Source organism: Nocardioides sp. LMS-CY (genome assembly GCF_018732145.1).
Classification (GTDB): domain Bacteria; phylum Actinomycetota; class Actinomycetes; order Propionibacteriales; family Nocardioidaceae; genus Nocardioides; species Nocardioides soli.
The window spans coordinates 4,421,077-4,438,023 of the sequence record NZ_CP076104.1 but is presented as its reverse complement, the minus strand read 5'-3'; the positions used below and the strand labels follow the sequence as shown (position 1 = coordinate 4,438,023).

The following is a 16,947-nucleotide window of genomic DNA, read 5'->3' as shown; positions in this document are numbered from 1 at the left end:
GCTTGTTGAGGTGACCCGTCAGAGCGACGACGCCCCCGGCCTCGAGGAGAGACCAATGCAGAGCAACAACCCGGTGTTCCGCCGTTCGGAGGAGTTCAACGCCTCCAACGCCTATGGCAACCAGACCTACGCCGGCAACGGCGCCGGTCACCAGGGCTACGGCCAGACCGGCTACACCGATCCGGCCTCCTGGAGCACGGGCGAGCCCGGCCAGCCGGGCCACGCGCCCGCCCCGGTCGCCACCGGCGGCCCGATGACCGTCGACTCGGTGGTCCAGAAGACCGCGATCTCGCTGGCCGTGGTCATCGTGACGGCGTTCGCCACCTGGGTTCTCACTCCCCCGATCACCAGCGCGACCGTGGAGAACGGCCAGCTCGGCGGGCTGATCGCGCTGATGACGATCGGCTCCCTCGGCGCGTTCGTGCTGTCGATGGTCAACTCCTTCAAGCGCGTGATCAGCCCGGCCCTGGTGCTGGCCTTCGCCGCGCTCGAGGGCATCGCCCTCGGTGCGCTCTCGAAGTTCTTCGACGCGCAGTTCGGCGACGGCGTCGTGATGGGCGCCGTGCTCGGCACCTTCGCGGCCTTCGCGGGCACCCTCGCGGCGTACAAGTTCTTCGAGATCAAGGTCGGCGCGAAGTTCCGCATGTTCGTGATCGCCGCGGTGTTCGGCATGATCGGCCTGAGCCTGATGGAGCTGGTGCTGAGCATGTTCAGCGCCGAGCTCGGCCTCTTCGGCGTCAGCGGCCTCGGCATGCTCACCGCCTTCGCCGGCCTCGCGCTCGGTATCTTCATGCTGATCCTCGACTTCGACTTCGTGGAGCAGGGCGTCGCCAACGGCATCCCGGAGCGGGAGTCGTGGCGGGCCGCCTTCGCGCTCACCGTCAGCCTGGTCTGGATCTACACCAACCTGCTGCGCATCCTGGCGTTCTTCAGCCAGGACTGACGTCCGCACGTACGAACGGGCCCCGGATCGATCCGGGGCCCGTTCGTCATTTCGGGCGGTCGCTGGTCGTGTCGGCGTGTCGTGCGGGTTTCGGCTGTCAGCAGCCAGAAGCCGCGAGACACGCGGTGCGGACTCGGCGTGTCGTGCTGGTTTCGGCTGTCAGCAGCCAGAGCCCGCGAGACACGCGGTGCGGACTCGGCGTGTCGTGCCGGTTTCGGCTGTCAGCAGCCGAAACCCGGCGACCGCCTAAGCACCGTCCAGCCAGGCGAGGACGGCGAGCACGCGGCGGTTGTCGTCGGAGGCCGGCGGCAGGTCGAGCTTGGTGAAGATCGCGTTGGTGTGCTTGCCGATGGCCTTCTCGGTGACGAAGAGCCGCGCGGCGATGGCGGCGTTCGAGCGGCCCTCGGCCATCAGCGTCAGCACCTCCCGCTCGCGCGGGGTCAGGCGCTCCAGGGGCTGCCCGCGGCCGGCCCCGGCGACCAGGCCGGCGACCACCTCGGGGTCGAGCACGGTGCCACCGCCCGCGACCTGGCGGACCGAGGCCACGAAGCCGTCGACGTCGGCGACCCGGTCCTTGAGCAGATAGCCGACCGCGCCCTCGCCGCTGGCGAGCAGCTCGCGGGCGTAGAGCGGCTCGACGTACTGCGAGAGCACCAGCACCGGGAAGCCCGGGCGGCCGCGCCGCGCCTCGATCGCGGCGACCAGGCCCTCGGTGGAGTACGTCGGCGGCATCCGCACGTCGACCACCGCCACATCGACATCGGGGGAGGCGAGCGCGCGGGTCAGCGAGGGCGCGTTGTCGACGGCGTCGACGACCGTGAACCCGCTCGCTTCGAGGATCCGGGTCAGCCCGACCCGCAGCAGCGCCTGGTCCTCCGCGATCACCGCCCGCACGGCACCTCCATCGTCACGACCGTCGGCCCGCCGGCCGGACTGAGCACGTCCAGCCGACCGTCGAAGGCGGCCAGCCGCCGCGCCACCCCGGACAGCCCGCTGCCGGCCGGGTCGGCCCCGCCGCGGCCGTCATCGCCGACCACCAGGCGGAGCACGCCGTCGGCGTAGGCCCCGGTGACCCAGGCGCGCGTCGCGGCCGCATGCTTGGCGGTGTTGGCCAGGCACTCCGCGACGGCGAAGTACGCCGCGGACTCGACCGGGTCCGGCAGCCCGGCGGGTACGTCGAGCGCCACGGTGACCGGCAGCGGCAACGGCAGCGCGAGCGCCTCGATCCCGCCGGCCAGGCCGCGGTCGGCGAGCGCGGGCGGATGGATGCCGCGGACCACCGAGCGCAGGTCCTCGAGCGCGGTGATGGTGCTCTCGCGGGCCTCGCGGAGCAGCTCCGCGGCGGCGGCCGGGTCGGACTCGAGGAGCTTCTCGGCGAGGCCGACGTTCATGCCGACCGCCGCGATCCGGGCCTGGGCGCCGTCGTGCAGGTCGCGCTCGATCCGGCGTACCTCGGCGGCGCTGTGGTCGAGGGTCTCGGCGCGTGACTCGGTGACCTCCGTGACCCGCTGCTCGAGCTCCTCGACCCGGGAGTGGCCGAGGATGCCGCGCTCGGCGAGGGCCCGGGCGCGGACCAGGGCCGGAGCGGCGCACCACCAGCCGACCAGCACCGGCCCACCCAGCAGCGCCAGCAGCCACTGCACCCAGCCACCGAAGACGATCGCCTGCACCAGGGAGGAGAAGGGGAAGGTGAGCATCGCGACCGGCAGCAGCGAGAGCACGAACCCACCGGTGGCCGAGAACCACAGGAAGCCGACGTCGCGCCAGCGAGCCCGGTCGGTGACCCAGCGCGCCGGCCGCGTGAAGAGGTTGGTGTCGGTGGTGTCGGCGTACGCCGCGCGGAGCTCCTCGCCCAGCAGGGTGCCGCTGACCCGGCGGTGCACCGCCGTCAGCGCCGCCGTCGCGGGCACCACCGCGAAGGCCAGGGCGAAGCCCACCGTCACCAGGCCGAGCGGGATGCAGAGGATCGAGAGGATCGCCAGCGCCAGGGCCGGGGCCATCGCCAGCGCGTAGCCGAGCGAGACCGCGGTCAGGCGGAGCCGGTCGACGAGGCCGTCCTCGTCGACCGGCGTGGGCCGCAGCGACCCGATCCTCCGCACCCACATGACGGTCCAGTCTGTCATCGAGCGGCCCCCGTCAGCGGGCCTAGTCGGTGCACGGCCGAGCGGGCGGCGAGCAGCGTGAGCGCGACGGTCGCCGCGACCAGCAGCGGCGGCAGCCAGAGCTGGCCGTCCGGCACCACGCCCTCGTCGCGGGCGACCGCGAACGGCACCACCGTGGCGAGCGAGGCGACCAGGCCGAGCAGCACGCCGATCCCGGCCACGATGCCGGCCTCGGCGAGCACCGACCGCTCGACCTGCGTGGTGGTCGCACCCAGCAACCGCAGCCGCCGCAGCTCCTGGCGCCGGCCCGCCACCACGGCGGCGAAGGCGTTGACGACCATGACGGCGGCGAAGAGCGCGATCATGCCCGTCACCACGTTGTTGAGCAGGTTGATCGTGTCGCCCTCGTCGCTCGCCTGGGCGCCGATCGTGCGGTGGTCGATGCCGACGAGCATCAGCACGCCCACCGCGGCCGAGGTCAGCACGATGACCGGCGCGAGCACGTTGCCGAGCAGCTGCGAGCGGCGCGAGGTGTTGTACGCCGCCAGCCAGCCGACCACGCCGACCCGACCCACGGCGGGTGCGCAGAGCCGCGCCAGCCAGCGCAGCAGCACGGGGGAGAGCACCGCCAGCCCGACGCCGACCAGGATCGAGCTCGATCCGCTGGTGCTCATCGCGGCGTACGGGTCGTCCTGGTCGGCCGTCACGGTGATCGTGACGACGGCCATGCCGAGGCCGTAGGCGACCAGCACCAGGCCGATCGCGGTGCGCCACCACGGCAGCCGGCCCGAGCCGCCGGCGCGGGCGTCGGCGATCGCGAGCGTGGCCGGGCCGTTCGTCGTCCGGCGCGCGGTCACCGCGGCCGCGACGAGGCTGGTGAGCACGACCAGCAGGGCGGCCGATCCGAGAGCCGCGACGCCGCCGCCGTACGCGACGTCGTCGCCGACCATGCCGCCGTTGCGCAACAGCGCGAGCAGCGCGAATCCGGCGGGCCACGCGAGCGCGGCGCCGAGGACCGCGGCCACCACGGTGACGACCGAGGCCTCGGCGAGCACCAGGCGCCCGGCCTGGCGAGGTGTCGCGCCGACGACCCGGAGCAGCCCGATCTCCTCGGCGCGCTGGCGCACGGTGATGCCGAGTGTCGACGCGACCGAGAAGAGCACGATCAGGCTGCCCCAGCCACCGACCACGATGCCCATGATGGTGAGCGTCTCGGCGTCCGCGTCGGAGACGCCGGCACCGGTGGCGGTCTGCGCGAGCGTCGCGAACGCCCCGATCAGCGCCGCGCCGAGCAGCGCGGAGAGGAAGGTCGCGGTGAAGGCGGTCCGGCGGTGCCGGAGTGAGGCCAGCGCGAGCATGCTCATGACGCCGCTCCCACCAGCTCGTCGAGGTGCGCCAGCTGGCCGGCGACCGCGTCGGCGGTGGGCCGGTCCATCCGACCCGCGACCCGGCCGTCGACGAGGAACACCACCGTGTCGGCGTACGACGCCGCGACCGGGTCGTGGGTGACCATCACGACGGTCTGGCCGAGGGTGTCGACGCTGTCGCGCACCAGCGCGAGCACGTCGTGGGCCGTGGTCGAGTCGAGCGCGCCGGTGGGCTCGTCGGCCAGCACGACGGCCGGCTCGGTGACCAGCGCCCGGGCGATCGCGACCCGCTGCTGCTGGCCACCGGAGAGCGCCCCGGGCAGGTGCCGCGCGCGCTCCCCGAGGCCCACGCGCGCGAGCAGGTCCCGGATCCGGGCCCGGTCCTGGCGACGCCCCGCGAGCCGCAGCGGGAGGCCGACGTTCTGCTCGGCGGTGAGGTAGGGCAGCAGATGGAAGCCCTGGAAGACGAAGCCGATCCGCTCCCGCCGCAGCCGGGTGCGGTCGTCCTCGCCGAGGTCGGTGACGTCGCGGCCGTCGACGAGGACCCGCCCGGAGGTGGGCCGGTCCAGACCGGCGACGCAGTTGAGGAACGTGGACTTGCCGGAGCCGGAGGGCCCCATGACCGCGGTGAACGAGCCGCGCGCGAAGGCCAGGTCGACGTCGGTGAGCGCCCGGACCGCGCCGGCGCCCGCGCCGTACGTCATGGTCAGGCCGCGGACCTCGAGGGCCGCAGAGGTGGCGTTGGAGTTCATGTCCCCGACTCTTCCGATCCTCGGGCGCCGTCTCGATGGGCCTGGACCGCCGGCGGGGGTGGGGTTTTCCCTACCCGTTCGCCTCGCCCTGGATCTGCTGGAGGTCGTCCTCCTCCTGCTCGCCGGGCGCCTCGCCCTCGGTGCCCGGGTGCCGCCGACGGTGCCGCAGCTCGACCCAGAGGCCGCGTACGCCGCGGCGCGCGCCGCCGACCTGGGTGCCGTCGAGCTCCGTGCCGGGGATGTTGACCGCCTGGATCGCGGCCGTGGTGATCGGCAGCACGCCCTCGCCGCGGAACGCCTCGGGCTCGGTCTCGTCGTCGGGGATCAGCCCGAGGGCGGCCAGGGTCGAGGGCAGCAGCACCTGCGCCAGCGACCGGTAGCCGCTCACCGACGGATGGAACTGGTCGGGGCCGAACAGCAGCGCCGGTGCGGCCGCGAACTCGGGGCCGAGGATCGAGGCCAGCGACACGGTGCGGCCGCCCTCCTCGACGACCGCGATCGTCTGCGCCGCCGCGATCCGCCGCGACCAGGACCGCGCGAGCTGCTTGAGCGGGGGAGCGATCGGCTTCACCGTCCCGAGGTCGGGGCAGGTCCCGACCAGCACCGCGGTGCCGGACTCGTGCAACCGCCGCACCGCCTCCGAGAGGTGGCGCACCGAGGCGGAGGGCCGCACCAGGTTCTTGACGTCGTTGGCGCCGACCAGGATCACCGCGACGTCGGGCTCGGTCGGCAGCGCGCGGTCGACCTGGGGGCCGAGGTCGGAGGACATCGCGCCCACCACGGCGTACGACCGCAGGTGCACGCGACGGTGGGCGCGCTCGGCCAGGCCGCTGGCGAGCAGCGCGCCCGGCGTCTCCTCGACCCGGTCCACGCCGTACCCCGCCATGCTGGAGTCGCCCAGCAGCGCCACCTTGACCGCGGGGCCGGGTCGTCCGCGGCCGTACCAGCCGCTGGGGTCCGGCGGCGGGGTGTTGCTGGTCTCGCCGATGATGCGCCGGGCCCAGCGCGCCTCGAGCACGAGCACGCCGTAGAGGGACGCGCCCACGACGGACAAGCCCCCACCGCCGTACGCGGCGGCAGAGGCCAGCTTCCGAGCGGCACTGGCTTTCCCCACGCCCCCACCCTACGGAGGCGCGCCAGCCGGTCGTCGACGTTTCCCCTCCGGTGCCGAGAACCCCCTAGATTGAGGCAATGCAGTACGTGAACTCGCTCCTCGACCTGATCGGCAACACTCCGCTGCTCCGGCTGTCGAAGTCCACCGGCTCCCTCGAAGGAGCGAAGGGACCGATCGTCCTCGCGAAGGTGGAGTACCTCAACCCCGGCGGCTCCGTGAAGGACCGCATCGCGACCCGCATGATCGAGGCCGCCGAGGCCTCCGGCGAGCTCCAGCCGGGCGGCACGATCGTCGAGCCGACGTCGGGCAACACCGGCGTCGGGCTGGCGATGGTCGCCCAGGCGAAGGGCTACAAGTGCGTCTTCGTCTGCCCCGACAAGGTCAGCGAGGACAAGCGCAACGTGCTCAAGGCGTACGGCGCCGAGGTGGTCGTCTGCCCGACCGCGGTGGAGCCGGAGCACCCCGACTCCTACTACAACGTCTCCGACCGCCTGGCGTCGCAGCCGGGCGCGTGGAAGCCGGACCAGTACTCCAACCCGCACAACCCCCGCTCCCACTACGAGACGACCGGCCCGGAGCTCTGGGCGCAGACGGAGGGGAGGATCACCCACTTCGTCGCGGGCGTCGGCACCGGCGGCACGATCAGCGGCACCGGCCGCTACCTCAAGGAGCAGAATCCGTCCGTGCAGGTCGTCGGCGCCGACCCGGCCGGCTCGGTCTACTCCGGTGGCACCGGGCGGCCGTACCTGGTCGAGGGCGTCGGTGAGGACTTCTGGCCCGACGCCTACGACCGCGACGTCGCCGACCGGATCATCGAGGTCTCCGACGCCGACTCCTTCGCGATGACCCGGCGGCTGGCCCGCGAGGAGGCGCTGCTGGTCGGCGGCTCGTCGGGCATGGCCGTGCACGCCGCGATCCAGCTGGCCCACGAGCTCGAGGGGACGCCCGAGGGTGAGGACGCCGTGATCGTCGTGCTGCTGCCCGACTCCGGCCGCGGCTATCTGACCAAGGTCTTCAACGACGAGTGGCTGGGGCAGTACGGCTTCCCGGTCGACGGCGCCGCCGACGTGCCGGTGCAGACCGTCGGCGAGGTGCTGCGCGGCAAGGACGGGCGGCTGCCCGACCTCGTGCACACCCACCCCAACGAGACCATCGCCGAGGCCGTCGCGATCCTGCAGGAGTACAACGTCTCGCAGATGCCCGTCGTCCGCGCCGAGCCCCCGGTGGTGGCCGCCGAGGTCGTCGGCGCGGTCTCCGAGCGCACCCTGCTCGACCTGCTCTTCACCGGCACCGCCCGGCTCACCGACAGCGTCAGCCAGCACATGTCCGGCCCGCTGCCGACGATCGGCTCCACGGAGGCCGCCTCGGACGCGGTCGCCGCGCTCGAGGGCGCCGACGCGCTGCTGGTGCACGAGGACGGCAAGCCGGTCGGCGTCGTCACCCGGCACGACCTGCTGGGGTACCTGGCCCGCGGCTGAGGGGTCGTCCGCCTCAGGAGGGTGTAGAGACCCGTGTGAGGCGGACGACCCGCTTCGGCGTACCCAACCAAGCAGTTGCTTGGTACGGTGTGGCGCATGACCGACACGGCGACGCCCGCGATCGAGGGCTGGTTCACGACCGGACCGGAGCCGACGCTCCTCGGGTCTCGGTGCACGGCGTGCGGGACGGTCTTCTTCCCGCCCACGTCCGGCTTCTGTCGCAACCCGGCGTGCGCGGGCGAGGAGTTCGAGGAGACCACGCTCTCACGCCGTGGGACCGTCTGGTCGTACACGGACGCGCAGTACCAGCCGCCCCCGCCGTACCAGGCTCCCGACCCGTTCGTGCCGTTCGCGCTCGCCGCGGTCGAGCTGCCCGAGGGCCTCGTGGTGCTCGGGCAGGTGGCCGAGGGGTACGGCGTCGCCGACCTGCACGTCGGTGGGGAGGTCGAGCTCGTCGTCGAGACCGAGTACGCCTCCGAGCAGCTGACCTGGCGCTGGAAGCCGGTCACCGAGCTGGGTGAGGAGGCGGACCAGTGAGTGGGTACGACGTCGCCGTCGCGGGTGTCGGCATGCACCCGTGGGGCAAGTGGGGTCGCAACTTCGTCGAGTACGGCGTGCACGCCGCCCGGGCCGCGCTCGCCGACGCGGGCGTCGCCTGGCCCGACGTCGACCTGATCGTCGGCGGCGAGACCGTGCGCAACGGCTACGGCGGCTACGTCGCCGGTGCGACGTTCGCCCAGGCGCTCGGCTGGAACGGCGCGAAGGTCGCGACGTCGTACGCCGCGTGTGCGACCGGCGCCCAGGCGCTCGACACGGCCCGGGCGCGGATCCTGGCCGGTCTGTCCGAGGTCGTGCTGGTCGTCGGCGCCGACACCACGCCGAAGGGGTTCCTCGCTCCCAACGCCGGTGAGCGCTGGGACGACCCCGACTGGCTGCGCTTCCGGCTGCTCGGCATGACCAACCCGGCGTACTTCGCGCTCTACGCGCGCCGGCGGATGGACCTCTACGGCGCGACCGTGGAGGACTTCGCGCAGGTCAAGGTCAAGAACGCCCGGCACGGCCTGGCGAACCCCCACGCGCGCTACCGCAAGGAGGTCTCGGTCGCCGACGTGCTGTCGTCCGCCGTGGTCTCGGATCCCCTGCACCTGCTGGACATCTGCGCCACCTCCGACGGCGCGGCCGCGGTGGTGCTCACGTCGACGGAGTACGCCAAGCGGCACGGGCTCTCCACAGGCGGGCGGGGACCGGTCCGGATCAACGCGATCTCCACGGTGACGCCCACCTTCCCGCAGACCGTCATCGACATGCCGCTGCTCTCGACCGACGCGACCACCGCGGTCGCTGCGCCCGAGCGCACCTTCAAGGAGTCGATCGGTCAGGCGGCGTACGACGAGGCGGGCATCGACCCGGCCGACGTGTCCGTCGCGGAGGTCTACGACCTGTCGACGGCGCTCGAGCTGGACTGGATCGAGGACCTCCAGCTCTGCGGGCGCGGCGACGCCGAGGCGCTGCTGCGCGCCGGCGAGACCACGATCGGCGGCCGGATCCCGGTCAACCCCTCCGGCGGCCTGGCCTGCTTCGGCGAGGCGGTGCCCGCCCAGGCGCTGGCCCAGGTCTGCGAGATCACCTGGCAGCTGCGCGGTCAGGCCACCGGCCGCCAGGTGGAGGGCGCCCGCGTCGGCATCACCGCCAACCAGGGCCTCTTCGGCCACGGCTCCTCGGTCATCCTGAGCGTCTGAGCGCGATGGCCGGCTTCATCCTGCTCGACCGGCCGGTGCCCGAGGTCGCCGTCGTCACGCTCAACCGGCCCGAGCGGATGAACGCGATGGCCTTCGAGGTGATGGTGCCCCTCGGCGAGACGCTCGCCGAGCTCCGCCACGACAACGTCGTCCGCGCCGTGGTCGTCACCGGCGCCGGCGCGGGCTTCTGCTCGGGCGCGGACCAGGAGTCGGCGGGCGTCCCCCCGGGTGTGGCGGGGGTGACGCGACCGACGTACGCGCTGCGGGCGATGGAGGCGCTGGAGGGCGTGATCCTCGCGATCCGCCAGCTGCGCCAGCCCGTCATCGCGGCGGTCAACGGCGCCGCGATCGGCGGCGGGCTGTGCCTCGTGCTCGCCTGCGACCTCCGCCTGGCCGCGCCCTCGGCGTACTTCCGCGCGGCCGGCATCAACAACGGCCTCACCGCCAGCGAGCTCGGCCTCAGCTACCTGCTGCCGCGTGCCGTCGGCTCGACCCGCGCGGCGGACATCATGCTCACCGGTCGCGACGTCACGGCCGAGGAGGCCGAGCGGATCGGCCTGGTGTCGGGCGTGCACGACGACGTGGTCGCCGCCGCCGTCGAGACGGGACGGCGGATCGCGGGCTTCTCGCAGCCGGGCATCGAGCTCACTAAGAAGACGCTGCACGCCGGCATCGCCGCGGGCGGTCTGGAGTCCTACCTGCCGACCGAGGGGCTGGGGCAGCTCTACCTGCGGCTGCTGACCGGCAACTTCGAGGAGGCCACCCGGGCCCGCAAGGAGCGCCGTCCGGCGGAGTTCACCGACGACCGCTGAGGTCCGATGGCTCGGTGGTTTCGAGACGGTTGCTAGCGCAACCTCCTCAACCACCGTGGCCGTCGGTGGTTGAGGAAGGCGCGCTAGCGCCTGTCTCGAAACCGCGTGGTCCGTCGGTGGTTGAGGAAGGCGCGCTAGCGCCTGTCTCGAAACCTCCGTCCACAGGTCCGAGCGGCGCGGTTGCGGCGTACACCTGGGGCGGCGCAGGCTCGCGCCATGCCTTGGACGTACATCGTCGAGTGTGCTGACGGTTCCTACTACGTCGGCAGCACGTTCGACCTCGAGCGGCGGATCTGGGAGCACAACAACGATCCCGCCGGTGCGGCGTACACCCGGCGCCGCCGGCCCGTACACCTCGTCTGGGCCGTCGAGTACGACTCGGTCACCGAGGCGTTCGCCTTCGAGAAACAGATCCAGGGCTGGAGCCGCAGGAAGCGGGAGGCGTTGATCCGAGGCGACTTCGACGGGCTTCCCGCGCTGGCGAAGCGACGGACCTCGTCGACGGATCGGTGGTTTCGAGACGGTTGCTAGCGCAACCTCCTCAACCACCGTGGGCGGTGCTAGCGCAACCTCCTCAACCACCGTGGGCGGTGCGAGCGCAACCTCCTCAACCACCGTGGCCCGTCGGTGGTTGAGGAAGGCGCGCTAGCGCCTGTCTCGAAACCCCGTGCGGACGAGACCCGGGTCACGTTCTGGAGGGGTCGGAGCACCCCCTCTTGTCAAGGGTTGGGGGGCGGGCGCAGACTTTGAGAAAAGTTTCACAAGGATGGACGGCGGGACCTTAGGCCCGGTCTGGCAGATCTTCCGGCACGGGTGGGCGGGCGACCGTCGTCCCTAGCGTGGGTGGGCGCTGTGGCGCGCACGACGACCTGGGAGCGGAGACAGCACGGTGGACATCCTCGACATCGCCCGGTGGCAGTTCGGCATCACGACCGTCTACCACTTCCTGTTCGTTCCGCTGACCATCGGGCTGACGGCTCTGGTCGCGGTGATGGAGACGCTCTGGCTGCGCACGAGGAAGCCCGAGTGGCTGCGACTGACGAAGTTCTTCGGCAAGCTGATGCTGATCAACTTCGCGATCGGCGTGGTGACCGGCATCGTGCAGGAGTTCCAGTTCGGCATGAACTGGTCGGACTACTCCCGCTTCGTCGGCGACGTCTTCGGTGCGCCGCTCGCCATCGAGGCGCTGCTGGCGTTCTTCCTGGAGTCGACGTTCCTCGGGCTGTGGATCTTCGGGTGGGACAAGCTGCCGCGGGCGCTACACGCCGGCTGCATGTGGATCGTGCACTTCGGCACCCTCGCGAGCAGCTGGTTCATCCTCGCCGCGAACTCCTGGATGCAGCACCCGGTCGGCCACACCTACAACCCCGAGACCGGGCGCGCCGAGCTGACGGACTTCGCCGCCGTGATGTTCAACAAGGTCCAGCTCGTCACCTTCCCGCACGTGATCTTCGCGGCGTACATGACCGCCGCCGCCTTCATCCTGGGCGTCAGCGCGTGGCTCTACCTCCGGGCCGGCAAGCGGGAGCGGATCAAGATCGAGGACCGGCCGATGTACCGGATGGGCATCCGCCTCGGGGCGTGGGTGGTGCTCGTGGCCGGCATCGGCGTCGCGGTCAGCGGCGACTTCCAGGGCAAGATCATGACCGAGGTCCAGCCGATGAAGATGGCGGCCGCGGAGGCGCTGTACGACACCGAGGAGTCCTGCGCGCCGTTCTCGATCTTCACGATCGGGACGCCGGACGGCAAGGAGGAGAAGTTCTCGATCACCGTGCCGTGCCTGCTGTCCTTCCTCGGCACCGGCAGCTTCGACGGCGAGGTGCACGGCATCAACGACCTGCGCGAGGAGTACCGCGAGACCTACGGCCAGGACCCGGGGGCCGCGTACTACGACCCGTCGGGCGAGTACACGCCGATCATCCCCGTCACCTACTGGACCTTCCGCTACATGATCGGCTTCGGCGTGGTCGCGGCCTTCTTCGCCGGGCTGATCCTCTTCCTGACCCGCAAGGGCCGGGTGCCGACGTCGAAGTGGTTCGGGCGGATGGCCATCGCCACCCCGATCCTGATGCTGCTCGGCAACTCCGCCGGCTGGATCTTCACCGAGATGGGCCGGCAGCCGTGGGTGGTCTTCGGGATGATGAACGTCGGCCGCGGCGTCTCCCCGGGCGTCAGCACGACCGAGGCCTGGATCTCGATCATCACCCTCACCGGCCTGTACGGCGTGCTCGCGATCATCGAGGTCGGCCTGCTGCTCCGGGTGATCAAGAAGGGCCCCGACGACTTCGAGGAGCCACCGAACCCGGCGCTGCGCGGCAGCGACGACGACGAAGACCGCCCGCTGGCGTTCGCCTACTGAGGACGAGAGGGACGAGGAGACCGAGTCATGGAGCTCACCACTGTCTGGTTCACCCTGATCGCCGTCCTCTGGATCGGCTACTTCTGCCTGGAGGGCTTCGACTTCGGCGTCGGGATGCTGCTGCCCTGGCTGGCGCGCGACGACCGCGAGCGGCGCATCATGATCAACACCATCGGTCCGGTCTGGGACGGCAACGAGGTGTGGGTGCTCACCGCGGGCGGCGCGACGTTCGCGGCCTTCCCTGAGTGGTACGCCACGCTGTTCAGCGGGTTCTACCTACCGCTGCTGCTGATCCTGGTGGCCCTGATCGTGCGCGGGCTCGCGTTCGAGTACCGCCACCAGCGGCCCGAGGCCGCCTGGCACTCGTGGTGGGACCGGGCGATCATCGTCGGCTCCTACGTCCCGGCGTTCCTGTGGGGCGTGGCGTTCGCGAACATCGTGCGCGGCGTGCCGATCGACGCCGACAAGGAGTTCACCGGCACCATCTTCACGCTGCTCAACCCGTTCGGGGTGCTCGGCGGCGTCGTGACGCTGCTGCTGTTCCTGACCCACGGCGCGATGTTCCTGGCGCTCAAGACCGACGGCGACATCCGGCACCGGGCCCGCACGGTCGCGGTGCGCAGCGGTCTGGCGGCGGCGGTCGCGGCGGTCGTGTTCCTGATCTGGGCGCAGACGCTGACCGGCAACGCCGGCTCCGCCGTGCTGTTCGTGCTCGCCGCGCTGGCGCTGGTCGGCGGCATCGCCACGGCGTACGTCGCCCGTGAGGGCTGGGCCTTCATCGGCACCTTCGCGTGCATCGCGCTCGCGGTGGCGGGCCTCTTCGTCGGGCTCTTCCCCGACGTCATGCCGTCGACGACGGACGCGCTGTACTCGCTGACGACCAGCAACGCCTCCGCGACCGACTACACGCTCAAGGTGATGACGATCGTCGCCGCGATCTTCCTGCCGATCGTGCTCGGCTATCAGGCCTGGAGCTACTGGATCTTCCGCAAGCGGATCTCCATGCATCACATCGACGACGCGGAGCTCGAGACCGCGACATGAGGCCCACCGACCCCCGGGTACGACGACAGCTGGCGCCCGCCCGGCGCCAGCTCGTCGTCGTGCTGGTCGCGGGCGTGGTCGCCAGCGGTCTGCTGGTCGGCCAGGCCTGGGCGGTGACCGAGCTGATCCTGGCCGCCCTCGACGGGGTCGGCGTGACGACCTGGGCGATCGTGGTGGCGGCGGTGTTCGCGGCCCGGGCGGCGGTGGGCTGGACGACCGACACCATGGCGGCCCGGGCGGCCGCGGTCGTCGGCGCCGACGTACGCCGCCGGGTCGTGCGCGCGATCCTGGGGCGTGGCGGGGACGACGGAGGAGCGGGCCGGTCGACGGGCGAGCTCGCGGGCCTCGCCACCCGCGGCGTGACCGCGGCCGAGCCGTACCTGACCCGCTACGTGCCCGCGCTGGTGCTGGCCGGCGTGCTGCCGGTGGTCACCCTGGTCGCGATCGCGACCCAGGACCCGATGAGCGCGCTGATCGTGCTGGCGACGCTGCCGCTGATCCCCGTGTTCGGCATCCTGGTCGGCCTCGCCACCCAGGACCGCGCACGCTCGCAGTGGCGGGCCCTCGCGTCGCTGTCGGGACACTTCCTCGACGTGATGCGCGGACTGCCCACGCTGGTCGCCTTCCGCCGGGCCGAGGCGCAGTCGGCGACGATCCGGGCGATCACCGACCGCTACCGGCGCCGGACCGTGGAGACGCTGCAGATCGCGTTCGCCTCCTCGGCGGTGCTCGAGCTGGTCGCCACGCTGTCGGTCGCGCTGGTCGCGGTGACCGTCGGCATCCGGCTCGCCAACGGCTCGCTGGACCTGGAGACCGCGCTGGTCGTGCTGCTGCTGGCGCCGGAGGCCTACTGGCCGCTGCGCCGCGTCGGCGCGGAGTTCCACGCCGCGGCCGAGGGCGTGGCGACGTTCGAGGCGGCCAGCGACCTGGTCGACGCCGACGACCCGACCCCGCACCGCCGCCCCGGCGCGCTGCGGCTCGAGCAGGTCTCCGTGCTGCGGCCCGGCCGCGCCGTACCCGCCCTCGACGACGTCAGCCTCGCCGTCCCCGACCGGGGCGTGCTGGCCGTGACCGGCCCGTCGGGCTGCGGGAAGTCCACGCTGCTCGCCGTGCTGGCCGGGCTCCTCGAGCCGACCTCGGGTGTCGTGCACGGGCCGACCCGCGACCGGATCGCGTGGCTGCCGCAGCGCCCGGTGTTCGTCGCCGGGACGATCGCCGACAACCTCCGCCTCGCGGTGCCGTCGGCGAGCCGCGAGCAGCTGCTCGCGGCGCTCGAGACGGTCGCGCTGCCGATGGATCCCGACACCCGGCTCGGTGAGGACGGCACGACGCTGTCGGCCGGCGAGCGGGCCCGCCTGGCGCTCGCCCGGGTGGTGCTCGCCGAGCGGCCCTACGTGCTGCTCGACGAGCCGACCGCCCACCTCGACGCCGAGACCGAGCGGGTGATCGCCGAGGTGGTCCAGGGGCTGGGCCGGCGGTCCGCGGTCGTGGTCGTCGCGCACCGACCCGCGCTCGTCGCCCTCGCCGACCGGGTCGTGACCCTGCCGGCGCCGCAGCCCGTGCTGCCGGTGCGGGGTGCGTCGGTGGCCGCCCGCTCGGCGGCACCGGAGCCACCGGCCGAGCAGCCCCGTCGTGGCCTGCTGCTGCCGACCGTGCTCGGCGGCCTGGCCTCGGCGTCGGGGGTGGCCCTGACCGCCACCGCCGGCTGGCTGATCGTCCAGGCGTCGTACCAGCCCGCCATCCTGACCCTGATGGTCGCGATCGTCGGCGTGCGGGCCTTCGGCATCGCGCGGCCGGTGCTGCGCTACGCCGAGCGCCTGCGCTCCCACGACGTCGTGCTGCGGCTGCTCGCCGACCGGCGGGTCGCGGTGTACGACGCGGTCGTGCCGTTGACGCCGGGCGCGCTCGGCCGGCGGCGCGGCGACGTGCTGGCGGCCGTGGTCGACGACGTCGACGCCGTGCTCGACCGGGAGCTGCGGGTGCGGATGCCGGTGCGCGGCTTCGCGCTCACGGCGGCGATCGCGGTGGTGTTCGTGGCCTTCCTGGCTCCGGTCGTGCTGCCGGTGCTGCTGGGCGTCTGCGCGGCCGGTGCCGCGGGCTACGTGCTGGCGCGCACCGGGGCCGGGCGGGCCGAGCGCGACGCGGTCGCGATCCGCGCCCGGCTCTCCGACGCGGTCGTCGAGGCGACCCAGACCGCGAGCGAGCTCGCGATGTGGCAGGCCGAGGAGCGCGCGGTCGGTGCCGTCTCCGCGCTGGGCGCCGACCTCGGTCGGCGTACCGTCGCGGCCGCGACCTGGCTCGCTGGCGGTCGGGCACTGGTGCTGGTCTGCTCGGGACTCGGCGTCGCCGTCTCGGCCCCGCTGCTGACCGGCACCGTGTCGGGCCCGATGCTCGCCCTGCTGGTGCTGCTGCCGCTCGCGCTCGGCGAGGTCGCGGCGTCGCTGGCCGACGCCGGTGCCCTGGCCGCACGCACCCGGGCCGCCGAGGAGCGGCTCGGGGCGCTGGCCGCTCGCGCCCCCGCGGTCGCGTCGCCGGCCGCGCCGGTCCCGCCCGCCGGTGCCACCGTGGCGCTCGAGGCGGTCTCGGCCGGCTGGGACGATCGCCCGGTGCTCCGCGATCTCGATCTGGTGCTGCGGCCCGGTGACCGGCTCGGGGTGGTCGGACCGACCGGGTGCGGCAAGAGCACGCTCGCGGCGCTGCTGATGAGGTTCGTGGATCCGATCGACGGCACGGTCCGCCTCGGCGGACAGCCCCTGCCGGACGTGTCGCTCGACGACGTACGCCGCACCGTCGGGCTGGTCGACGACGACCCGCACATCTTCGCCACCACGCTCGCAGAGAACGTCCGGCTGGCCCGCCCCGCCGCCACCGACGGCGACGTCGAGGCCGCCCTGCGGCAGGCGCGGCTCGGCGACTGGCTCGACTCGCTGCCCGACGGCCTCGACAGCTGGCTCGGCGACGGTCATGCGCAGGTCTCCGGCGGCGAGCGGGCCCGGATCGCCATCGCGCGGTCGCTGCTCGCCGACCAGCCGGTGCTGGTGCTCGACGAGCCGGCCGCCCACCTCGACGGGGCGACCGCGGAGGACCTGGCCGCCGAGGTGCTGTCGCGCGGCGACGGGCGCACGGTCGTCTGGATCACCCACGCCGAGGCCGGCCTGGACCGGGTCGACCGGGTGCTCAGCCTGGGGTGAGTCGTCGAGACACCTGGAATGGCTCCGGAACGATGCCCCCGAGAGC

The 16,947-nt window shown here is 72.9% G+C and carries 14 protein-coding genes; 9 read left to right on the top strand and 5 right to left on the bottom strand.

What is annotated here, in order from left to right; all coding sequences use genetic code 11:
• Positions 1–55 precede the first annotated feature (55 nt).
• A complete protein-coding gene (locus KM427_RS21020) occupies positions 56–943 on the top strand; it encodes a Bax inhibitor-1/YccA family protein (RefSeq protein WP_215525191.1) in 888 nt (295 codons plus the stop codon).
• Between the two features lie 246 nt (positions 944–1,189).
• On the opposite strand, the gene KM427_RS21015 is transcribed toward KM427_RS21020, so the two are convergent.
• The 5 genes from KM427_RS21015 to KM427_RS20995 all read right to left on the bottom strand — a co-directional run bounded on the left by KM427_RS21015 (position 1,190) and on the right by KM427_RS20995 (position 6,278).
• Positions 1,190–1,837, bottom strand: a complete 648-nt coding sequence (locus KM427_RS21015; protein ID WP_215525190.1) for a response regulator transcription factor — start codon at positions 1,835–1,837, stop codon at positions 1,190–1,192.
• Positions 1,825–3,066: a sensor histidine kinase gene (locus tag KM427_RS21010; RefSeq protein WP_215525189.1), complete on the bottom strand. Its 1,242-nt coding sequence runs from the start codon at positions 3,064–3,066 to the stop codon at positions 1,825–1,827. Before KM427_RS21010 ends, KM427_RS21015 begins: the two co-directional genes overlap by 13 nt.
• Positions 3,063–4,409 carry an FtsX-like permease family protein gene (locus KM427_RS21005; protein WP_215525188.1) on the bottom strand — a complete coding sequence of 449 codons (1,347 nt, stop codon included), beginning with the start codon at positions 4,407–4,409 and terminating at the stop codon, positions 3,063–3,065. Before KM427_RS21005 ends, KM427_RS21010 begins: the two co-directional genes overlap by 4 nt.
• Positions 4,406–5,164: an ABC transporter ATP-binding protein gene (locus tag KM427_RS21000; RefSeq protein WP_183591740.1), complete on the bottom strand. Its 759-nt coding sequence runs from the start codon at positions 5,162–5,164 to the stop codon at positions 4,406–4,408. The genes KM427_RS21005 and KM427_RS21000 overlap by 4 nt, the downstream gene beginning before the upstream one ends.
• A gap of 70 nt (positions 5,165–5,234) precedes the next feature.
• Positions 5,235–6,278: an SGNH/GDSL hydrolase family protein gene (locus KM427_RS20995; protein ID WP_183591739.1), complete on the bottom strand. Its 1,044-nt coding sequence runs from the start codon at positions 6,276–6,278 to the stop codon at positions 5,235–5,237.
• A gap of 77 nt (positions 6,279–6,355) precedes the next feature.
• On the opposite strand from KM427_RS20995, the gene KM427_RS20990 reads away from it, so the two are divergent.
• From KM427_RS20990 to cydD, 8 genes are all read left to right on the top strand, one after another.
• Positions 6,356–7,756, top strand: coding sequence for a cystathionine beta-synthase (locus tag KM427_RS20990; protein ID WP_183591738.1), 1,401 nt, complete (start codon positions 6,356–6,358; stop codon positions 7,754–7,756).
• Between the two features lie 96 nt (positions 7,757–7,852).
• The gene (locus KM427_RS20985; protein ID WP_215525187.1) at positions 7,853–8,293 is read left to right on the top strand and encodes a Zn-ribbon domain-containing OB-fold protein; all 441 of its coding nucleotides are present in this window, start codon (positions 7,853–7,855) and stop codon (positions 8,291–8,293) included.
• Entirely contained in the window at positions 8,290–9,495 is a 1,206-nt protein-coding gene (locus tag KM427_RS20980) for a lipid-transfer protein (protein WP_252274724.1), read from the top strand. Before KM427_RS20985 ends, KM427_RS20980 begins: the two co-directional genes overlap by 4 nt.
• Positions 9,496–9,500: 5 nt before the next feature.
• On the top strand, positions 9,501–10,307 hold the full coding sequence (locus KM427_RS20975) for an enoyl-CoA hydratase (protein WP_215525186.1): 807 nt from the start codon (positions 9,501–9,503) through the stop codon (positions 10,305–10,307).
• 216 nt (positions 10,308–10,523) lie between these two features.
• Positions 10,524–10,838 (top strand): GIY-YIG nuclease family protein, encoded by a 315-nt coding sequence (locus KM427_RS20970; RefSeq protein WP_183591734.1) that lies wholly within the window; start codon positions 10,524–10,526, stop codon positions 10,836–10,838.
• 358 nt (positions 10,839–11,196) lie between these two features.
• Positions 11,197–12,666 (top strand): cytochrome ubiquinol oxidase subunit I, encoded by a 1,470-nt coding sequence (locus KM427_RS20965; protein WP_183591733.1) that lies wholly within the window; start codon positions 11,197–11,199, stop codon positions 12,664–12,666.
• Between the two features lie 27 nt (positions 12,667–12,693).
• Positions 12,694–13,710, top strand: a complete 1,017-nt coding sequence (gene cydB, locus KM427_RS20960; RefSeq protein ID WP_215525185.1) for a cytochrome d ubiquinol oxidase subunit II — start codon at positions 12,694–12,696, stop codon at positions 13,708–13,710.
• Complete coding sequence (gene cydD / locus KM427_RS20955; protein WP_215525184.1) at positions 13,707–16,901, top strand: thiol reductant ABC exporter subunit CydD; 3,195 nt, start codon at positions 13,707–13,709, stop codon at positions 16,899–16,901. The genes cydB and cydD overlap by 4 nt, the downstream gene beginning before the upstream one ends.
• The last annotated feature ends 46 nt before the right edge of the window (positions 16,902–16,947 follow it).

Bases quoted from the DNA above. Each gene is read 5' to 3' on its own strand.
- KM427_RS20970 (WP_183591734.1), top strand. From the start codon at position 10,524: ATGCCTTGGACGTACATCGTCGAGTGTGCTGACGGTTCCTACTACGTC.
- KM427_RS20975 (WP_215525186.1), top strand. From the start codon at position 9,501: ATGGCCGGCTTCATCCTGCTCGACCGGCCGGTGCCCGAGGTCGCCGTC.
- KM427_RS21005 (WP_215525188.1), bottom strand. From the start codon at position 4,409: ATGAGCATGCTCGCGCTGGCCTCACTCCGGCACCGCCGGACCGCCTTC.
- cydD (WP_215525184.1), top strand. From the start codon at position 13,707: ATGAGGCCCACCGACCCCCGGGTACGACGACAGCTGGCGCCCGCCCGG.
- KM427_RS21020 (WP_215525191.1), top strand. From the start codon at position 56: ATGCAGAGCAACAACCCGGTGTTCCGCCGTTCGGAGGAGTTCAACGCC.
- KM427_RS20985 (WP_215525187.1), top strand. From the start codon at position 7,853: ATGACCGACACGGCGACGCCCGCGATCGAGGGCTGGTTCACGACCGGA.
- KM427_RS20990 (WP_183591738.1), top strand. From the start codon at position 6,356: ATGCAGTACGTGAACTCGCTCCTCGACCTGATCGGCAACACTCCGCTG.
- KM427_RS21010 (WP_215525189.1), bottom strand. From the start codon at position 3,066: ATGACAGACTGGACCGTCATGTGGGTGCGGAGGATCGGGTCGCTGCGG.
- KM427_RS21000 (WP_183591740.1), bottom strand. From the start codon at position 5,164: ATGAACTCCAACGCCACCTCTGCGGCCCTCGAGGTCCGCGGCCTGACC.
- cydB (WP_215525185.1), top strand. From the start codon at position 12,694: ATGGAGCTCACCACTGTCTGGTTCACCCTGATCGCCGTCCTCTGGATC.